We start from the raw sequence: 16,974 nt of genomic DNA, 5'->3' as shown, positions 1-16,974 counted from the left end.
GGAGGACGGGACATGGCGACCTTCACCAGGGGGTTCGGCGGGCGGCGACGTGACGTGGACCCGCGGCTGCCACCGGGACAGACCACGGTGGCCGACTGGCCGGTGCTCTCGGCGAGCGGCACACCGATCATCGAGCCCGAGGAGTGGCAGTTCTCCGTCCGTACCGAGACCGGCGCAGTGCACGAGTGGTCGTGGGACGCGGTCCGGGCGCTCGGGATCGAGGACATCCGGACCGACATCCACTGCGTGACCCACTGGTCCAAGCTCGACATGGGGTGGCGGGGCGTCCCGCTCGACGCCGTCTTCGCCGACGTCGAGACCTCGTTCGACCACCTCATGGTCCACAGTTACGGCGGCTACACGACGAACCTGCCCCTGGCCGAGGTCCTCGACGGCAAGGCGTGGATCGCGTTCGAGGCCGAGGGCGAGCCCCTGTCGCCCGAACACGGCGGTCCGGCGCGGTTGCTCGTGCCGCATCTCTACTTCTGGAAGAGCGCCAAGTGGGTCCGCGGGATCACGATGCAGGCGAACGACGAGCCGGGCTTCTGGGAGAACGCGGGCTACCACCTGCACGGGGACCCGTGGAAGGAAGAGCGCTACTGGTGAGCGTCGACGTCGGAGCGACCGCATCGGCGCAGACGGTGTCGGCCACGACGGGTGCGCCTGCGGACCCGGCCTCCCGTCCCGCGTCCGCACTCCCGCGCCCGGGGTGGCACGTGGCGCGTGTCGTCGCGGTCGCGTCCGAGACCCCGACGGCGCGGCGCATCGTGCTCGACGTCGCGGGCTGGCCCGGGAACGAGGCCGGTCAGCACCTCGACCTGCGCCTCACCGCCGAGGACGGCTACCAGGCGACGCGGTCCTACTCGATCGCCTCGCACGGGGCGAGCAGCCGGGTCGAGCTCGCGGTGGACCGGGTCGACGACGGCGAGGTCTCGCCCTTCCTGGTCGACGACGTCATGGTGGGCGACGAACTCGAGGTGCACGGACCGCTCGGCGGCTGGTTCGTCTGGCGGCCACCGACGGAACCGGAACCGCGCCCGGTCCAGCTCATCGCGGGCGGATCCGGCGTCGTCCCGCTCGTCGCGATGGTCCGTGCGCACGCGGAGGCCGGGGACCCCACGCCCTTCCGGTTGCTGTACGCGGTCCGCACGCCGGAGGACGTCTTCTTCCGCCCGGAACTGCGGGCGGCGCTCGACGCGGACGCTCCCTTCGCACTGACGACGGTGTACTCGCGACGGACGCCCCCGGGCGACGACGCCGCACCCGGCCGCCTGACGCGGGACCGCCTCGGTGCCGCGATCGTGCCGGCGGCGGCCCACCCGCGCATCTACGTCTGCGGCTCGACGCCGTTCGTCGAACAGGTCATCACGTGGCTCGGCGAGCTCGGGTACGACACCCGGGGCGTGCGAGCCGAGCGGTTCGGAGGCAGCGCATGACGACCCGACTCGACGGCAACGCGGCGGCCGGGGTCCTGGCCGACGTCTTCGGCACGGACACCACCACCGCACGGGTCCGATGCTCCGGCTGCGGGGCGGTCGGGGTCGTCGCCACGGTGGTCGTCCTGGCCGATGCGGCGGGCACGGTCCTCCGCTGCCCCGAGTGCGACGACGTCCTCGCCACGGTGGTCGACGACGGCACCACGGCCTGGCTGTCCATGCCCGGGGTGAGCGCGATCGGCATCCCACGACCGGTGCCCCTGGGCAGCCGCGCACGGGCCCGGCCCGGAGGCTGAGCGGACACGCCCTGGTCGGACTCCTACACTGGCCAGTCGCAGGAACCCCACCCCACCCCGCCACACCCCTCGGAAGGTCGATCGCCCGATGACCACCCCGTCCACACGCGTGCCCGGCAGCCTCGCCGAGCAGCGTGCGCTCCTCTTCGACCTCGACGGCGTCCTGACGCCCACCGCGGACGTCCACATGCGCGCATGGTCACGGCTGTTCACGCCGTACCTCGAGCAGCACGGGGTCGCCCCGTACACCGAGCAGGACTACTACGCGTACATCGACGGCAAGCCGCGCTACGACGGCGTCCGGTCCCTGCTCGTCGCGCGGGGGATCCAGGTCCCGGAGGGCGACCCGTCCGACGGCCCGGACGCCGACACGGTCTGTGGTCTCGGCAACCGGAAGAACGCCGCGTTCAACGCCGAGCTCGAGGAGAACGGCGTCCTGCCGTACCCCGGCTCCGCGCGGTTCCTCGACGCCGCCATCGCTGCCGGGTACCTCGTCGCGGTCGTCTCGAGTTCCGCGAACGCCCGGTCGGTCCTGCGCACCGCGGGGATCCTCGACCGCTTCCCCGTCGTGGTGGACGGCACCGTCGCGATCGCCGACCACCTGGCCGGCAAGCCGGCCCCCGACACCTTCGTCGACGCGGCGCACCGCCTCGGACTGACGCCGGCGTCGTGCGTCGTGTTCGAGGACGCCCTCGCCGGGGTCCAGGCCGGCCACGCCGGGGCCTTCGGACTCGTCGTCGGCGTCGATCGCGGTGCGGGCGCGGACGCCCTCCGCGCGCACGGCGCGGACGTCGTCGTGCCCGACCTCGCCGACCTCGTCGACGACCTGCCGGCTCCGGGCACAGTCACCCACCCCACGGACGCTCCCGGGAAGGACGCATGAACCCGATCACCGCGGATCCCCTCGACCGCACCCGCTACCCGATCGACGAGTGGGCGCTGGAAGAGGCCGAGTACGCCCCCGACGAGCAGGGCGTCGCCGAGACGTTGTTCGCGGTCGGCAACGGGTACCTCGGCCTCCGGGGGAACTTCGACGAGGGCCGGGGCGGGTTCTCGTACGGCACCTACGTGAACGGGTTCCACGAGACCTGGCCGATCCGTCACGCCGAAGAGGCCTTCGGGTTCGCGAAGGTGGGACAGACGATCGTCAACGCCCCGGACGCCAAGGTGATCCGGCTCTACGTCGACGACGAACCCCTGGTCCTCGCCGAGGCCGACATCCTCCGGTACACGCGACGGCTCGAGTTCCGTGACGGCTACCTGCTCCGTGAGACCGAGTGGAGCACGCCCTCGGGCAAGCGCGTGCTCATCCGCTCGCGCCGACTCGTGTCGTTCGCCGACCGGCACCTCGCGGTCGTCGACTACGAGGTCACGATGCTCGACCACGATGCCTCGGTGCTGCTGTCGAGCCAGATCCTCAACCGCCAGGACGTGCCCGACGAGTACCACGCGATGATGCAGACCGCGGCGCCGATGTTCGACCCGCGCAAGGCGGAGCAGTTCACGAACCGGGTCCTGCAACCGCGCTTCCGGCGGAACACGGGCGAGCGGTCGCTGCTCGGTTACCAGACGTCGAGCTCGGGCATGACCATCTGCGTGGGGGCAGAGCACCGGCTCGAGACCGACAACACCTGGGACCACACCGCGCAGATCGACGACGACCTCGCCAAGCACGTGTACCGGATCACGGCCAAGGCCGGACAGCCGATCCGCCTCGTCAAGACCATCACGTACCACACGTCGCGCGGGGTCCCCGCCCGGGAGCTCGCCGATCGCTGCGACCGGACGCTCGACCGTGCGGCCGAGACCTCCGTGGACGACATGTTCGCGCACCAGCGGGCGTGGATGGACGACTTCTGGGCCCGGAGCGACGTCGAGATCCCGCACGAGCCCGGCCTGCAGCAGGCGGTCCGGTGGAACCTGTTCCAGCTCGCGCAGGCCACCGCCCGCACCGATGGCCACGGCATCGCGGCGAAGGGCGTGAGCGGCTCCGGGTACGGCGGCCACTACTTCTGGGACACCGAGGTCTACGTGCTGCCGTTCCTCAGCTACACGGCACCGATCGTCGCCCGGAACGCCATGCGGTTCCGCTACAACATGCTCGACGCCGCCCGTGACCGCGCTCGCGAGCTGAACCAGCGCGGCGCCCTGTTCCCGTGGCGCACGATCAACGGTCAGGAGTCGAGCGCGTACTACGCGGCCGGCACCGCGCAGTACCACATCGACGCCGACATCGCCCACGCGCTCATGCAGTACGTCCGGGCGAGCGGTGACCGCGAGTTCCTCAAGCGTGGGGCGATCGACATCCTCGTCGAGACCGCGCGCTTGTGGGAGGACCTCGGCTTCTGGCGGCGGAACGGCGACCGGAAGTTCCACATCGACGGCGTGACGGGCCCGGACGAGTACACCACCGTCGTCGACGACAACATGTACACGAACGTCATGGCCCGCGCGAACCTGTGGTTCGCCGTGAACGCGTGCCGTGAACTCCGTGCCGACGACCCGGTCGAGTTCTCGCGCATGGTCCGTCGTACGGGTCTGGACGAGTCGGAGATCGCGGGCTGGGCCGCGGCGGCCGAGGCCATGGAGATCCCGTTCGACCCGCACCGGGGCATCCACCCGCAGGACGCCCAGTTCCTCGACAAGGAGCTCTGGGACCTCGAGAAGACGCCGGAGTCGAAGCGCCCGCTCCTCCTCCACTACCACCCGCTCGTGATCTACCGGTTCCAGGTGCTCAAGCAGGCGGACGTCGTGCTCGCGCTGTTCCTGCAGGGCCACGAGTTCACGCCCGCCGAGAAGCGCCGCGACTTCGAGTACTACGACGCACTGACCACGGGTGACTCGACGCTGTCGGCGGTCGTCCAGTCGATCATCGCGGCCGAGGTCGGGTACCACGAGCTCGCGGAGCAGTACTTCCTCACCTCGTTGTTCGTCGACCTCGCCGACCTGCACGGCAACACGTCCGACGGCGTCCACGTCGCCTCGACGGGCGGCGTCTGGGGTGCCCTCGTCAACGGCTTCGGCGGCATGCGCGACCACGGCGGCCGACTGACGTTCAACCCGCGGCTCCCGAAGACATGGCCCGGCCTGACCTTCCGGCTCACCGTGCAGGGGAACCGGATGCGCGTCGAGCTCGAACCGGATCGCATGACCTTCACGATCGAGCACGGCACCGAGGTCACGGTGTGGGTGCACAACGAGGAGTTCCTCGTCTCGGCGGACCACCCGCTCGTCGTCGAGCTCGGGCACCAGGGGCCGCGGCTCGAGGCGCACGCGCCGACGACGAGCGACATCCAGGGCACGCTCCGTGCCGACGGATCCGTCATCACCGCGTCCATCCCGACGATCTCGCTCGAGCGTGACGAGGTGGAGGCGCAGCCGTCGTGAGTGCACGCCGGGTCGCCGCCGACGCGGACGTCGGCACCCGCTGGGTGGCCCTGCTCCGCGGCGTGAACGTGGGCGGGGTCACCCTCCGGAACCCCGAACTCACCGCGGTCGTCGCGGGGATCGGCGGCACCGACGTCCGACCGGTGCTCGCGAGCGGCAACGTGGTGTTCACGGCCCCGGCGCCCGACGCCGGACCGGAGCACGCGCTCGCGCAGGACGCTGCGGAGGCGACCCTCCGGGACCGGCTCGAGCGGGGCCTCCAGGACCGGTTCGGCCGCCCGGTGCCCGTGGTGCTCGTGCGACAGGACCGACTGGCGGCGCTCGTCGACGCGTTCCCGTTCCCGGTCGACGCGGCGACGCACGCGTACGTCGTGTTCTCGTCGGACCAGGACGCCCTCGAGGCCCTCGTCGCCGACCCGGTGCAGCCGCCGGACCGGGTGGCCGTCGGCGACGGCGTCGTCTACTGGGCGTGCCCGAAGGGGTCGAGCACCGACACCCCGTTCGCCAAGCGTGCGGCCACGTCGCGGTTCCGCGCGACGACGACGACGCGGAACGTGAACACGCTCCGTCGCATGGCGTGACCGCGGCACCATGCGCCATGGAAACGCGCCGGGGGACACCGCCCCGGGGGTGACCGGCAGCCGCCCGAGTACAACGATCACCATGACGAACGAACGTCCCGACACCGACGGGCCCGACGCAGCACATCGGATCCCGGAGGGGGTCGACGACGCCACGGTGGACGCCCTCGGCAAGCTGTCCGAGGGGCTCGAGGCGCTCGAGCACGCTCGCGGCCTGCTGTACGGCTTCCACCGCCTCACGGGTACGGCGGACCTCGCGATCGGTGAAGCCGTGGACCTGTTCCGCCAGGCCGGACACGACGACGTCGCCGACCGCATCGAGCGTGACGTCGTCGGCCGCAACGTCATCGCCGGCCGATGGACGTTCCAGATCGTCGAGGACTACGACGACGGCTACTGGTCGGTCGTGCGCGACGCCGAACGGGAGGCCCGCGAGCAGCTGGCCGGCGGCCGTCGCCACCTCTTCGAGGCCCGCATGAAGGAGCAGCGCCGCACCCACGGGGCGCCCCACCACGAGGCCCTGCCCGCCGATGTCGGCGAGCAGGTGTGATGATGGGGCGGTGAACGGACGCCAGGACCGGGCTCGCGTCGAGGCGGCCGTGCGCGAGCTCCTGGCCGGTGTCGGCGAGGACCCGACGCGTCCGGGCCTCCAGGCGACGCCCGCGCGGGTGGCGGACGCGTTCGCCGAGTTCTTCAGCGGCCTCGGGGTCGACGCGACCGACATCGTGCGACGTGGGGCGGTGCCGGCCGAGCCGGACGAGCTCGGTGAGGTCGTGATCGTGCGCGACGTCCGGTTCCGCTCGGTGTGTGAGCACCACCTGCTGCCGTTCCTCGGGGTCGCCCACCTGGCGTACGTGCCGGGCGAGCGGATCATCGGGCTCGGCACGCTCTCGCGGGTGGTCGACGCGATCGCCTCGCGGCCGCAGCTGCAGGAGCGGCTCGGGTCCGAGGTCGTGTCGGCCATCGCCGAGGGGCTCGACGCCCCGGGGGTGCTCGTCGTGCTCGACGCCGTGCACGCCTGCGTGACGACCCGTGGTGAGCGGCAGACGGCCAGTTCGACGGTGACCGTGGCGAGCAGCGGAGTCCTCGCGGATCCGGTCCGTCGGGCCGAGGTCATCGCGCTCATCGGCGCGGCCGGCAGCGGAGCGGTGGCATGACGGCGGACGCGGCCCTGGGCCTCCCGACCGGCGCCGTGCTCGTGACCGGCCCTGAGCGCACGGCCGACCCCGAGCGCGCGGCCAGCCCCGAGCGCGCGGTCGGCCCCGAGAGCACGGCCGCCCCCGTGCTCGCGACCGGTCCCGTGCTCGCGACCGGTCCCGTGCTCCCGCCGCTCCGCCACCCCGTCCGCAGGATCGGCCGCCGGACGTTCGACTTCGACCGGCGGATCGCCGTCATGGCGATCGTCAACCGCACCCCCGACTCGTTCCACGACCGAGGCGCCACGTTCGCGCTCGATCGAGCGGTCGCCGCAGCGGTGGCGGCGGCGGACGAGGGCGCGGACTGGGTGGACGTCGGCGGCGTCAAGTTCGCCCCCGGCCCCGAGGTGCCCGCGGACGAGGAGGCCGACCGCGTCGTGCCCGTGGTGCGCGCGCTCGTCCAGGCGTCGGACGTGGTCGTGTCCGTGGACACGTTCCGGCCCGAGGTCGCGGCGGCGGCGATCGCCGCGGGCGCCTCGGTCGTCAACGACACGACGGGGCTGTCGGATCCGCGGATGGCCGACGTCGTGGCCGACAGCGACGCGACGGTCGTCATCACCCACAGCCTGGCTGCCCCGCGGCAGGAGCACCCGATGCCGCGGTACGACGACGTCGTCGGCGACGTGGTCGCGTTCCTCCGGCGGCGGGTCGACCTCGCGCTCGAGCGTGGTGTGCCGGAGTCGCGGATCGTCGTCGACCCCGGACACGACCTCAACAAGACGACGGTGCACTCGCTCGAGTTGACCCGGCGACTGGCCGAGGTCGCGGCGCTCGGGTTCCCGACCCTCGCGGCGGTGTCGAACAAGGACTTCGTCGGGGAGTCCCTGGGGCGGCCTCGGGGCGAACGGCTGGCGGGGTCGCTCGCGGCCGCGACGATGAGCGCGATGCTCGGCGCCCGGATCCTCCGCATGCACGACGTCCGTCCCGCGGTCGACGCGGCCCGCATGGTCGAGGCCGTGCTCGGTTGGCGCGCCCCCGTCGACCCGGTCCACAACCTGTTGCCCGAGGGCAACCGTCCGGTCGCATGAGCCCGGACGAGCACGCCGCGGACGAGCCCGCAGCCGCAGCCGCCGCCGGGGCGACGGACACCGCAGCCATCGAGCAGCTGTTCCCCGCCGCCGGCCCGGGACCGCTCGACGACGACGCGCTCCTCGCCCTGTACGGCCGGGAGGCCCGACACCCCTCCCCGACGACGGCCGACGGCTGGGTGCGGGTCAACGTCGTCAGCAGTCTCGACGGCTCCGCCACCGCCGAGGGCGTCTCCGGTGGCCTCGGCGGCCCGGCCGACCTCCGCGTGTTCGACCTCCTGCGCCGCCTCGCGGACGTCGTCCTCGTCGCAGCCGGGACCGTCCGGAACGAGGGGTACGGGCCGATGCGCCTGCACGACGCGGACGTGGCGTGGCGGCGTGCGCGGGACCTCCCGGACCACCCCGCGTTCGCGATCGTCAGCGGGTCCCTGGCGCTCGACGCGGCGTCGCGGGTCTTCACGGAGGCACCGGTGCGACCGGTCGTCCTGACGCACGCGGAGGCGCCCGCGGACCGACGCGCGGCGCTCGCCGCGGTCGCGGACGTCGTCGACTGCGGGGCGGACGCCGTGGACGTCGCGGTCGTCCGGCGGGCGCTGGTGGAGCGCGGCCTCGCGCAGATCCACTGCGAGGGCGGGCCCGGCCTCCTCGGGGCGCTCGTGGCGGCCGATGCGGTGGACGAGCTGTGCCTCACCGTCAGCCCGGTCCTCGAGGGTGGCGACGGCCCCCGGATCGCGCGGGGCGGTGCCGGACAGGGCCTCCGCTCGATGCGGCTCGCCCACGTCCTCCGCGCCGGCGACATGCTCCTGACGCGGTACCGTCGACCGTGATGCCGCAGCACCTCGACCACGTCACCGCCGGGTTCCTGTTCGACATGGACGGCACCCTCGTCGACTCCACCGCGATCGTCGAGGCCGCCTGGGGGCGCTTCGGGGCGGAGCACGGCATCGACCCGCGCGAGATCCTCGCGTTCTCGCACGGTCGCCAGACGATCGACACCGTGACCCGGTTCCTGCCCGACCGGTCGCACGACGAACGGGTCGCCCTGTCGGCGGCGCTCGTGGCCGACGAGGTCCGTCGCACCGACGGCATCACCGAGGTCCCCGGCGCCGGCGCGCTCGTGCGGACCCTCCTCGACCTCGGAGCGCCCGTCGCCCTCGTGACGAGCGCGCCGCGCGACCTCGCACTGAACCGGATGGCGGCGGCCGGCGTCCCCGTGCCCGAGGTGGTCGTCACCGCCGAGGACGTGCCGAACGGCAAGCCCGCTCCCGACTGCTACCGGCTCGGGGCCGAGATGCTCGGTCTCCCGCCCGGGGACTGCACCGCCTTCGAGGACGCTGAAGCGGGCCTCGTGTCCGCCGTGGCGTCGGGGGCCCACGTCGTTGTGGTCGGCGCGCACACGTCCCCGACGACGCAGGGGCTCGACCGCGTGAAGGACCACACGCGCGTCACGGTGTCACGCGCGGGCGCGGGCTTCCGCATCCGGGGCTGAGCGCCCGCCGGGCCGGGAGCAGGTGCCGGGCCGAGCCGGTGTGCACCCGGGGGACGGGGCGCCTCCACGTCGGCTGCGACCTGCGGACGCTCGCGGGTGATCACGCCGACACTCGATGGAGCCGCCGGACACGACCCGACGGCGGCGCGGAGCCGATCCGGACCGCGCACCGACGGAAGGAGCACCATGGCCGACGAACTGAACGGCACGAAGATCCTCGTGATCGCCACGAACTACGGGGTCGAGCAGGACGAGATCGTCGTCCCGGTCGAGCAGCTCCGCGAGAAGGGCGCCGCGGTCACGATCGCCGCCAAGGAGCAGTCGCCCATCCAGACGCTCGTGGGCGACAAGGACCCGGGCCAGCAGGTGGACGTCGACCTCGCGCTCGACGAGGCCGACGAGAGCGACTACGACGCGATCCTCATCCCCGGCGGCACCATCAACGCCGACACACTGCGCCGCGAGCCGGGAGCGATCGCCCTCGTCACGGCGTTCGCCGACGCGGGCAAGCCCATCGCCGCGATCTGCCACGGCCCCTGGCTCCTGGTCGAGGCGGGCATCCTCCCCGGACGCACGATCACCTCGTTCCACACGCTGCAGACCGACATCCGCAACGCCGGCGCCGAGTGGGTGGACCGCGAGGTCGAGGTCGACGTCTCGGGGGGCTACACGCTCATCACCTCCCGGAATCCCGGCGACCTGCAGGCGTTCGTCCCCGCGGTCGAAGGGGCGGTCGTCCCCGTCGGCTGACCGCCGCACATCGAACACCTTGGTGCCCGTCGAACCGCGTGATCCCGCGGTTCCACGGGCACCACGCGGTTCGACGGCCACGCGAACCGCGCTCAGCCCAGCGGCACCGCCGCCCGGAGCGTCCCCGGGCCGAGCGTCAGCACGCCGTCGGTCAGCGGCTCGCAGCGGATCCCGCCCCGACCCCGCATCCCCCGGAACGCGCCCGGCCCGATCGCCACGTCCATCCACGCGCAGGGGTTCGCCGCACGGTGTCCCTGCAGCACGACCGGCCCCGACCCCGTGTCGATCGAGAACAGGACGCCGCGGAGGGCCTCGACGTCGACGCCGCGGAGCACCACGTTCCGTCGGGTGAGCGCCGGGTCCAGCGGGATGCCGAGTTCCGCCGCGAGCGCCTCGAGCGGCTCGGCCCCGATCACCGTGACGGACGCCTGGCGGTGCGCGGGATGGCCGTGGAACCGGTCGCCGACGATCCCGAGCCCGGCCCGCACCGTGATCCGCTCGTGGAGCTCCGGTCCGTCCGCCGGGGCCGGACCGTCGGCGGGCCGGCCCTCGTAGCGGTGCCGCGGTGCGGCGAGCAGCAGCTCGACGGTCACCGGGTACGCGGTCGTCAGCAGTCCGGCCGGGAGGCCCGGAGTCGCGCCCGCCCCGTCGCGCGCGTCCGCCCCGCCGTGCGCGTCCGCCCCGCCGCACGCGGGGTGCTCACCGCTCGCGTCCATGACACCCGACCGTACCTGTCGGCGTCCGCCGTGCCTCCCGGTCGAGGTGCGGAGGCGGACCGAGCGCGCCACTGCGCGCCCGTCGGGCCGATCCCGTCGACCCTGCCGCCGTGTCCGATTCCCGCTGGTCCGGGTCGGTGGCGCGTGTCAGGCTGGGAGCATGGACACGGGCGGGGGGACGGGCACGACCTCCGACCCGCTCCACGCCGAGCGCTACCGCATCGCCGCGTCGCGCGACGCCCGCTTCGACGGCCAGTTCGTCACCGCCGTCCACTCGACGCGCATCTACTGCCGACCGAGCTGTCCCGCTCGCACGCCGCGGAGCTCGGGCGTCACGTTCTACCCCACGAGTGCGGCCGCGCACCTCGCCGGGTACCGCGCGTGCAAGCGGTGCCTGCCGGAGGCGAGCCCCGGCAGCCCCGCGTGGAACGTGCGCGAGGACGTCGCCGCGCGCGCCATGCGCCTCGTGACGGACGGCGTGGTCGAGCGCGACGGAGTGCCGGCGCTCGCCGCACGCCTCGGGTACTCCCCGCGACACCTCACGCGGATCCTCGTGCAGGAGCTCGGCGCCGGGCCGAAGGCGCTGAGCCGCGCGCAGCGCGCCCAGCACGCCCGGACGCTGCTCACGACGTCGTCGCTGCCGGTCGCGGACGTCGCGTTCGCCGCCGGATTCGGCAGCGTGCGGCAGTTCAACGACACCGTGCGCGAGGTCTACGGGCTCACCCCGACCGCGCTGCGGGCGCGGAGTGGACGCGCGGCGCCGACGCCGGACGGGGCGCTCCGCGTCCACCTGCCCGCGCGACCGCCGTTCGACGCCCACGGCCTCTTCGCCTGGTTCGCCGCCCGCGCGCTGCCCGGCGTCGAGGTCGCGGCCACCGCCGCGGATCCCGGCGGTGCCCGCTACGAGCGGGTCGTGCGACTGCCGGGAGGCCCGGCCTGGTTCGCCGCGACCCCCGCCGACCCGGGGCCCTCCGGCCGCGGTACCGGCATCGACCTCGAGGTCCGGATGACGACGCTGTCCGACCTCCCGACCCTCGTCGCGCGCGTCCGGTCCCTGTTCGACCTGGACGCGGACCCGGTCGCGGTGGACGCCCTGCTCGCAGTGGTCCCGGAGCTGGCGCCGTCGGTGGCCGCTGTGCCGGGCATCCGGGTGCCGGGGGCGCTCGACGCCGACGAGCTCGTCGTCCGGGCGGTCCTCGGGCAGCAGGTGCGCGTCGCCGCGGCGCGGACGGCGCTCGGTCGTGTGGTGGACGCCCTCGGAGAGCCGGTGCTCGACACGGTCGCGCCCGGGATGCGGATGTTCCCGACGGCCGCCGTGCTCGCCGATGCCGTGGGGCGACAGCTCGTCGCCGATGCGGGAGCGGGGTCGGCGCCGCCGGGCGACGCGGAGCGGATCCTCCGCGGTCCCCGGGCCCGTGTCGCGACGCTGCACCGGGTCGCAGCGGGGCTCGCCGACGGATCGCTCGTCGTGGACCGGGCCGCGACGCTGGACGACCTCCGCGCGCGACTGCTCGCCGTGCCCGGGGTCGGGCCCTGGACCGCCGCGTACGTCGCGCTCCGGGTCCGGCACCACCCCGATCTCCTCCTCCCCAAGGACGTCGCCGTGCGGAACGGTGCACAGGCCCTCGGGATCCCCGAGGACCCGCGCGGACTCTCCGTATGGTCGTCGGCACTCGCTCCCTGGCGGAGCTACCTGACCATGCACCTCTGGCGCGCTGCCGCACGCACCCCGCCGCACCAGGGGCATCGACCGAACGGAAGGCACATCCCATGAGCACCATCGACCTGCGGCCCGAACCGGCCGCGTCGGAGTCGGCGTCCGTCGTACCGGACGCGGCGTCCCCGCTCCGGTCGTCCGACGCCGTCGTGGTCCCGCCCGAGCCTCGCGCGGCGACGACGGTCGCGCGCGTCGCCACCCTCGCGACGCCCGACGGTCCGTTCACCGTGCTCGAGGACGGCGACGGCACGGTCCTCGCGTCCGGATGGACGGCGGAGGCCACCGAGGTCCTCGCCCGGCTGGCGGAGCGCCACCGCCCGGTGGTCGTCGTGCCGGGTGTGGTGGCGTCGGCCACGGCGGTCCAGGCCTACTACGACGGCGACGTCGAACCGGCCATGCAGGTGCGCGTCCGGCAGTTCGGCACGGAACTGTTCACCGAGGGCTGGCGGCAGCTCCGGCTCGTGCCGGCGGGCACCGTGCTCACGTACACGCAGTTCGCCGCGGCCATGGGTCGTCCGGAGGCCGTGCGCGCCGCGGCGAGCGTCTGCGCCCGGAACGCACCGGCACTGTTCGTGCCCTGCCACCGGGTGCTCCGGAGCAACGGCGGTCTCGGGGGCTTCGCCTGGGGCGAGCACGTCAAACGGTCCCTGCTCGAGCGCGAGGCCGACCTCGCCGCACGGACGGTCTGACGACCGAGCACGGATCGCGGCGGCCGAGAGGACGGACGGCCCGACCCCAGGAGGGGCCGGGACGACGGACGGCCCGACCCCCAGGAGGGGCCGGGACGACGGACGGCCCGACCCCAGGAGGGGCCGGGCCGTCCGGTCAGCGCGATGTGTGAACTCAGAACAGCTTCGCCGAGGCCCGTCGGGCGCCCTCGCCGAGCGACTCGAGCTTGGCGGCGGCGATCGAGGGGTGGACGCGGCCGCCCAGACCACAGTCCGTTCCGGCGATGACCCGCTCGCGGCCGACGAACTCGGCGAACCGCTCGATCCGCTGCGCGACCAGGTCCGGGTGCTCGACGACGTTCGTGGCGTGGCCGACCACACCCGGGATGATCACCTTGCCGTCCGGCAGCTCGGTGTCCTCCCAGACGGTCCACTCGTGCTCGTGGCGGGCGTTCGCGGCCTCGAACGAGTAGGCGCTCGCGTCGATGTCGAGCATGAGGTCCACGATGTGACGGAGTTCGATGTCCGTCGTGTGGGGTCCGTGCCACGAGCCCCAGCACAGGTGGAACCGCACGCGCGAGGTGTCCAGGCCGCGGAGTGCGTGGTTGAGGGCCTCGACCCGGATCCGGGTGAACGCGCGGTAGTCCTCGACGCTCGGCTCGGGGTTGATCTGGTCCCAGTTCTCGGCGATCGAGGGGTCGTCGATCTGCAGCGAGAGCCCCGCGTCGAGGATGATCCGGTACTCCTCGCGGAGGGCGTCGGCCCAGGCCCAGATGTGCTCTTCCTCGGTCGCGTAGTACTCGTTCGCGACGCGGGCACCGGAACCGGGCGAGAGCGCGGTGATGAACCCGTTGTCGACGCCGTTCGCCTCGAGCGCGTGCGTGAGGTTCGCGGCGTCGGTGCGGGCGGCCTCGTGGCCCGTGTAGACGATCGGCCCGGTCGTCGTGGGGAACGCGGTCGCGTTCTTGCCGACCGAGATCCCGCTCTCGGGGTCCTGGTAGGCGTCCCGGAAGGCGATCCAGTCCCGTCGGTCGGGGAACGAGGTCAGGCGGACGTGCCCCGGCTCCGAGCGGACGGGCTCCTGCGTGAAGATGTTCTCCTCGGTCAGGGACAGGCCGCTGACGCGCTGGAACGAGTAGCCCCACCAGGCGCCGTAGTCGACCGAACTCGACATCGCCTTGCCGTACTCGCCGTCGCCGGGCTGGGTGATCCCGAGCCGGACCTGCCGGGCGACCACGTCGTCGACGGCGGCACTCGTCAGGGCGCGGACCTCGTCGGTCGTCTGCAGGGTGAACCCGTCCTCGGCGAGCGGTCGCGCGGCGTTCGCGGCGATGAGCTCGGGGGTACGGGGAAGGGAACCGGCCGTGGTGGCCTGGATGTGTGTGGTGTTCTCGAATGACATGCGTGCGCTCCTCGGGGACGGAGTCGTCGTGCGACTCCCTCGGGCAGTGGGACGTCGCAGGCGTGCGCGGCGGCCGTCCACGACGGGAGCGGTCGACGCCGCGCGCGAGGCTTCGCGTGGTGCGCTGCGTGGAGGCAAGCGTGCCACGGGTCCGGCGCCGCACGGCATCTGTTACGCCACGCGACGGACGCGATCGCCGACGCCACCCGAACTGGGGTCAAGCGCGATCCCATCGGTCCGCGGACCCCGCATCGAAGGCATGGCGAGAAGTGCCCGGCGCTCGGCGTCGGGGAGCCCCCAGGGCCGAGGGCGCACCCGTTCGGGTCGGGTCGCCGTCGCCTCGGGGCCGGTCCGTTCGGGTGACCGGCCCCGGGGGCTTCGTCCGGACGACGGCCCGCTCCGTGCCGGAGGCGCGACGACCACCCCTGGTTGCGGGTGATGACGCGTCGGGAGCGCGCTGACAGAATCGGGAGCGCCTTCCCCGGAAGCGCCCCGACCACGCGCCATCCCGTCCAGAGGACCTCCATGCACGTCGAACCCGCTGAGCGCACCGTCGTCTCCGCGGACGGCACCGCGATCGCGACGTCCACCACGGGCAGCGGGCCGGCGCTCGTGCTCGTCGCCGGGCCGTTCGACCACCGTGCCTTCGGGGCCCTCACCGAGACCGCCACGGCCCTCGCCGAGCACTTCACCGTCACCTGGTACGACCGCCGTGGCAGGGGCGAGAGCGGTGGCGGGCTGGCCGAGGCGCAGCGCGAGGTCGAGGACCTCGAGGCCGTCATCGCCGCTGCGGGCGGGCGACCGTCCGTCGTGGGCCTCTGTGCCGGGGCCGGGTTGGTCCTCCTGGCCGCTGCGGGCGGAGCGCCGATCGAGCGAGCGGTCGCCTGGGAGCCGCCGTACCGCGCGTCGGTCGATCCGCGGTTCCCGGACCCCGAGCGCATCACGGCCCTCGTCCGTGGCGGTCGTGCCGCGGCAGCGGTGCGGTTCTTCCTGCGTCGGGTGCTCGGCACGCCCTGGCTCGCGCCCGTCGTCCTGCGGATGCAGCGCCCGGCGTGGGCCGGTCTGCTCGCCGGTGCCGCGACCCTCCCGAACGACGTCCACGTCATGACCGGATTCGCCCTGCCGACCGAGGTCCTCGCCCGCATCACGACACCCGTGCTCGTCATGACCGGCGGATCGAGCCCGGACTGGCTCAAGCTCGCGGCCCACGCGGCGGTCGAGGCCGTGCCGGGGTCGGAGCACACCGTGCTGCAGGACCAGGCGCACGTCGTCAACGGTGCCGCGCTGGCCGAGGGCGTCGTCCCGTTCCTCCTGCGGGAGCGGGTGGAGGAGCCCGACCCGCTCGGCTGACCTCGGTCGGCGCGTCACCACGGAGCGCGTCGGTCCGCGTCCGTCCCTCGGCGTTCGCCTGGGAGGATGGACGGATGACGACCCCTCCGCGCCTCGGTCTGCTCCTCGACGTCGACGGTCCGATCGCCAGTCCGGTGTCGCGGACGATCGCCATCCCGTCCATCGTCGAGGACCTCGTGGCACTGGCGGCCCAGGGGATCCCGGTCGTCTTCAACACCGGGCGCAGCGACGCGTTCATCCGCGAGCAGGTCGTCGGGCCGTTGCTCGCCGGTGGTCTCGCGCCCGGTGGTCGGGTGCACGCCGTGTGCGAGAAGGGCGCGGTCTGGTGCTCGATCGACCCGCGGTTCGACGGCGGGATGAGCGCGATCGAGGTCGCCGAGGACCTCGCGCTCCCGGTGGACTTCGCCGACGAGATGCGCGCCCTCGTCGCCGACACCTTCGCCGATGTCGTGTTCTACGACGAGACGAAGCGGGCGATGGTCTCGATCGAGCAGCGGGTCGACGTCCCGAGTGCGACGTTCCTGGCCCGGCAGCCCGACCTCGACGCCCGCGCGATGGACGCCCTCGTCCGCCGCGGGTACGGGGTGCGGCGACTCGACGACGTCCGCCCGGCCGACGACGGCAGCGTCACCTGGCGCATCGACCCGACGATCATCTCCACCGACATCGAGTCCGCCCGCACCGGCAAGGACATGGGAGCGGAGCGTGCGCTCGAGCTCCTGGCCGATGACGGCGCCCTGCCCGCGACCTGGCGCACGGTCGGTGACTCCCGGAGCGACTACGCCATGGCGGACTGGCTGCACGAGCACGGGCACGACGTCGCGCACGTGGACGTCCGCCCGGCTGACGGTGTGCCCGAGACCCCGTACCCGGTCCTCACCGCGCCCGACGGCGTCATCCACGACGAGGCGGGAGCCCGGTTCCTGCGCACCTGGGTCACGGCCCCCTGACGAGTCCG

Annotated in this window: 18 protein-coding genes; 16 read left to right on the top strand and 2 right to left on the bottom strand. The window is 73.6% G+C overall.

Annotation, left to right across the window (positions count from 1 at the left end; all coding sequences use genetic code 11):
* The first annotated feature begins 12 nt into the window (after nucleotides 1–12).
* The 12 genes from DEI86_RS14035 to DEI86_RS13980 all read left to right on the top strand — a co-directional run bounded on the left by DEI86_RS14035 (nucleotide 13) and on the right by DEI86_RS13980 (nucleotide 10,163).
* Nucleotides 13–606, top strand: coding sequence for a molybdopterin-dependent oxidoreductase (locus DEI86_RS14035; RefSeq protein WP_111012086.1), 594 nt, complete (start codon nucleotides 13–15; stop codon nucleotides 604–606).
* Nucleotides 603–1,436 (top strand): FAD-binding oxidoreductase, encoded by an 834-nt coding sequence (locus DEI86_RS14030; protein WP_309146565.1) that lies wholly within the window; start codon nucleotides 603–605, stop codon nucleotides 1,434–1,436. Before DEI86_RS14035 ends, DEI86_RS14030 begins: the two co-directional genes overlap by 4 nt.
* Nucleotides 1,433–1,732, top strand: a complete 300-nt coding sequence (locus DEI86_RS14025) for a DUF6510 family protein (protein WP_111027504.1) — start codon at nucleotides 1,433–1,435, stop codon at nucleotides 1,730–1,732. Before DEI86_RS14030 ends, DEI86_RS14025 begins: the two co-directional genes overlap by 4 nt.
* An 88-nt stretch (nucleotides 1,733–1,820) precedes the next feature.
* Nucleotides 1,821–2,615, top strand: coding sequence for an HAD family phosphatase (locus DEI86_RS14020; RefSeq protein WP_111011226.1), 795 nt, complete (start codon nucleotides 1,821–1,823; stop codon nucleotides 2,613–2,615).
* On the top strand, nucleotides 2,612–5,119 hold the full coding sequence (locus tag DEI86_RS14015) for a glycoside hydrolase family 65 protein (protein WP_111012089.1): 2,508 nt from the start codon (nucleotides 2,612–2,614) through the stop codon (nucleotides 5,117–5,119). The genes DEI86_RS14020 and DEI86_RS14015 overlap by 4 nt, the downstream gene beginning before the upstream one ends.
* Nucleotides 5,116–5,700: a DUF1697 domain-containing protein gene (locus tag DEI86_RS14010; RefSeq protein ID WP_111049938.1), complete on the top strand. Its 585-nt coding sequence runs from the start codon at nucleotides 5,116–5,118 to the stop codon at nucleotides 5,698–5,700. Before DEI86_RS14015 ends, DEI86_RS14010 begins: the two co-directional genes overlap by 4 nt.
* An 82-nt stretch (nucleotides 5,701–5,782) precedes the next feature.
* The gene (locus tag DEI86_RS14005) at nucleotides 5,783–6,250 is read left to right on the top strand and encodes a hypothetical protein (RefSeq protein WP_111011229.1); all 468 of its coding nucleotides are present in this window, start codon (nucleotides 5,783–5,785) and stop codon (nucleotides 6,248–6,250) included.
* Nucleotides 6,231–6,857: a GTP cyclohydrolase I gene (gene folE / locus DEI86_RS14000; RefSeq protein WP_111012092.1), complete on the top strand. Its 627-nt coding sequence runs from the start codon at nucleotides 6,231–6,233 to the stop codon at nucleotides 6,855–6,857. The genes DEI86_RS14005 and folE overlap by 20 nt, the downstream gene beginning before the upstream one ends.
* Nucleotides 6,854–7,924 (top strand): dihydropteroate synthase, encoded by a 1,071-nt coding sequence (folP, locus tag DEI86_RS13995; RefSeq protein ID WP_111049937.1) that lies wholly within the window; start codon nucleotides 6,854–6,856, stop codon nucleotides 7,922–7,924. Before folE ends, folP begins: the two co-directional genes overlap by 4 nt.
* On the top strand, nucleotides 7,921–8,751 hold the full coding sequence (locus DEI86_RS13990; protein ID WP_111049936.1) for a pyrimidine reductase family protein: 831 nt from the start codon (nucleotides 7,921–7,923) through the stop codon (nucleotides 8,749–8,751). The genes folP and DEI86_RS13990 overlap by 4 nt, the downstream gene beginning before the upstream one ends.
* Nucleotides 8,751–9,413, top strand: coding sequence for an HAD-IA family hydrolase (locus DEI86_RS13985; RefSeq protein WP_258376562.1), 663 nt, complete (start codon nucleotides 8,751–8,753; stop codon nucleotides 9,411–9,413). The genes DEI86_RS13990 and DEI86_RS13985 overlap by 1 nt, the downstream gene beginning before the upstream one ends.
* Before the next feature lie 186 nt (nucleotides 9,414–9,599).
* On the top strand, nucleotides 9,600–10,163 hold the full coding sequence (locus tag DEI86_RS13980; RefSeq protein WP_111049935.1) for a type 1 glutamine amidotransferase domain-containing protein: 564 nt from the start codon (nucleotides 9,600–9,602) through the stop codon (nucleotides 10,161–10,163).
* A 92-nt stretch (nucleotides 10,164–10,255) separates the two neighbouring features.
* Here the strand turns inward: DEI86_RS13980 and DEI86_RS13975 are convergent, their stop codons facing one another.
* Nucleotides 10,256–10,879, bottom strand: a complete 624-nt coding sequence (locus DEI86_RS13975; RefSeq protein ID WP_258376561.1) for an MOSC domain-containing protein — start codon at nucleotides 10,877–10,879, stop codon at nucleotides 10,256–10,258.
* A 160-nt stretch (nucleotides 10,880–11,039) separates the two neighbouring features.
* Between DEI86_RS13975 and DEI86_RS13970 the strand changes: the two genes are divergently transcribed.
* Nucleotides 11,040–12,653: an AlkA N-terminal domain-containing protein gene (locus DEI86_RS13970; protein WP_111049934.1), complete on the top strand. Its 1,614-nt coding sequence runs from the start codon at nucleotides 11,040–11,042 to the stop codon at nucleotides 12,651–12,653.
* Between the two features lie 92 nt (nucleotides 12,654–12,745).
* Complete coding sequence (locus DEI86_RS13965) at nucleotides 12,746–13,285, top strand: methylated-DNA--[protein]-cysteine S-methyltransferase (RefSeq protein WP_258376563.1); 540 nt, start codon at nucleotides 12,746–12,748, stop codon at nucleotides 13,283–13,285.
* Nucleotides 13,286–13,439: 154 nt separating this feature from the next.
* Here the strand turns inward: DEI86_RS13965 and DEI86_RS13960 are convergent, their stop codons facing one another.
* Entirely contained in the window at nucleotides 13,440–14,666 is a 1,227-nt protein-coding gene (locus DEI86_RS13960; RefSeq protein ID WP_111049932.1) for a cobalamin-independent methionine synthase II family protein, read from the bottom strand.
* A 525-nt stretch (nucleotides 14,667–15,191) separates the two neighbouring features.
* Here DEI86_RS13960 and DEI86_RS13955 point away from each other — a divergent pair.
* Both DEI86_RS13955 and DEI86_RS13950 read left to right on the top strand, forming a co-directional pair.
* Complete coding sequence (locus DEI86_RS13955; RefSeq protein ID WP_181434588.1) at nucleotides 15,192–16,016, top strand: alpha/beta fold hydrolase; 825 nt, start codon at nucleotides 15,192–15,194, stop codon at nucleotides 16,014–16,016.
* A gap of 74 nt (nucleotides 16,017–16,090) precedes the next feature.
* Nucleotides 16,091–16,966 carry a hypothetical protein gene (locus tag DEI86_RS13950; RefSeq protein ID WP_111012098.1) on the top strand — a complete coding sequence of 292 codons (876 nt, stop codon included), beginning with the start codon at nucleotides 16,091–16,093 and terminating at the stop codon, nucleotides 16,964–16,966.
* Nucleotides 16,967–16,974 lie beyond the last annotated feature (8 nt).

Origin of the sequence: Curtobacterium sp. MCBD17_028, assembly GCF_003234875.1 — a bacterium.
Lineage (GTDB): Bacteria > Actinomycetota > Actinomycetes > Actinomycetales > Microbacteriaceae > Curtobacterium.
This window is presented reverse-complemented; position numbering and strand designations above follow the sequence as displayed.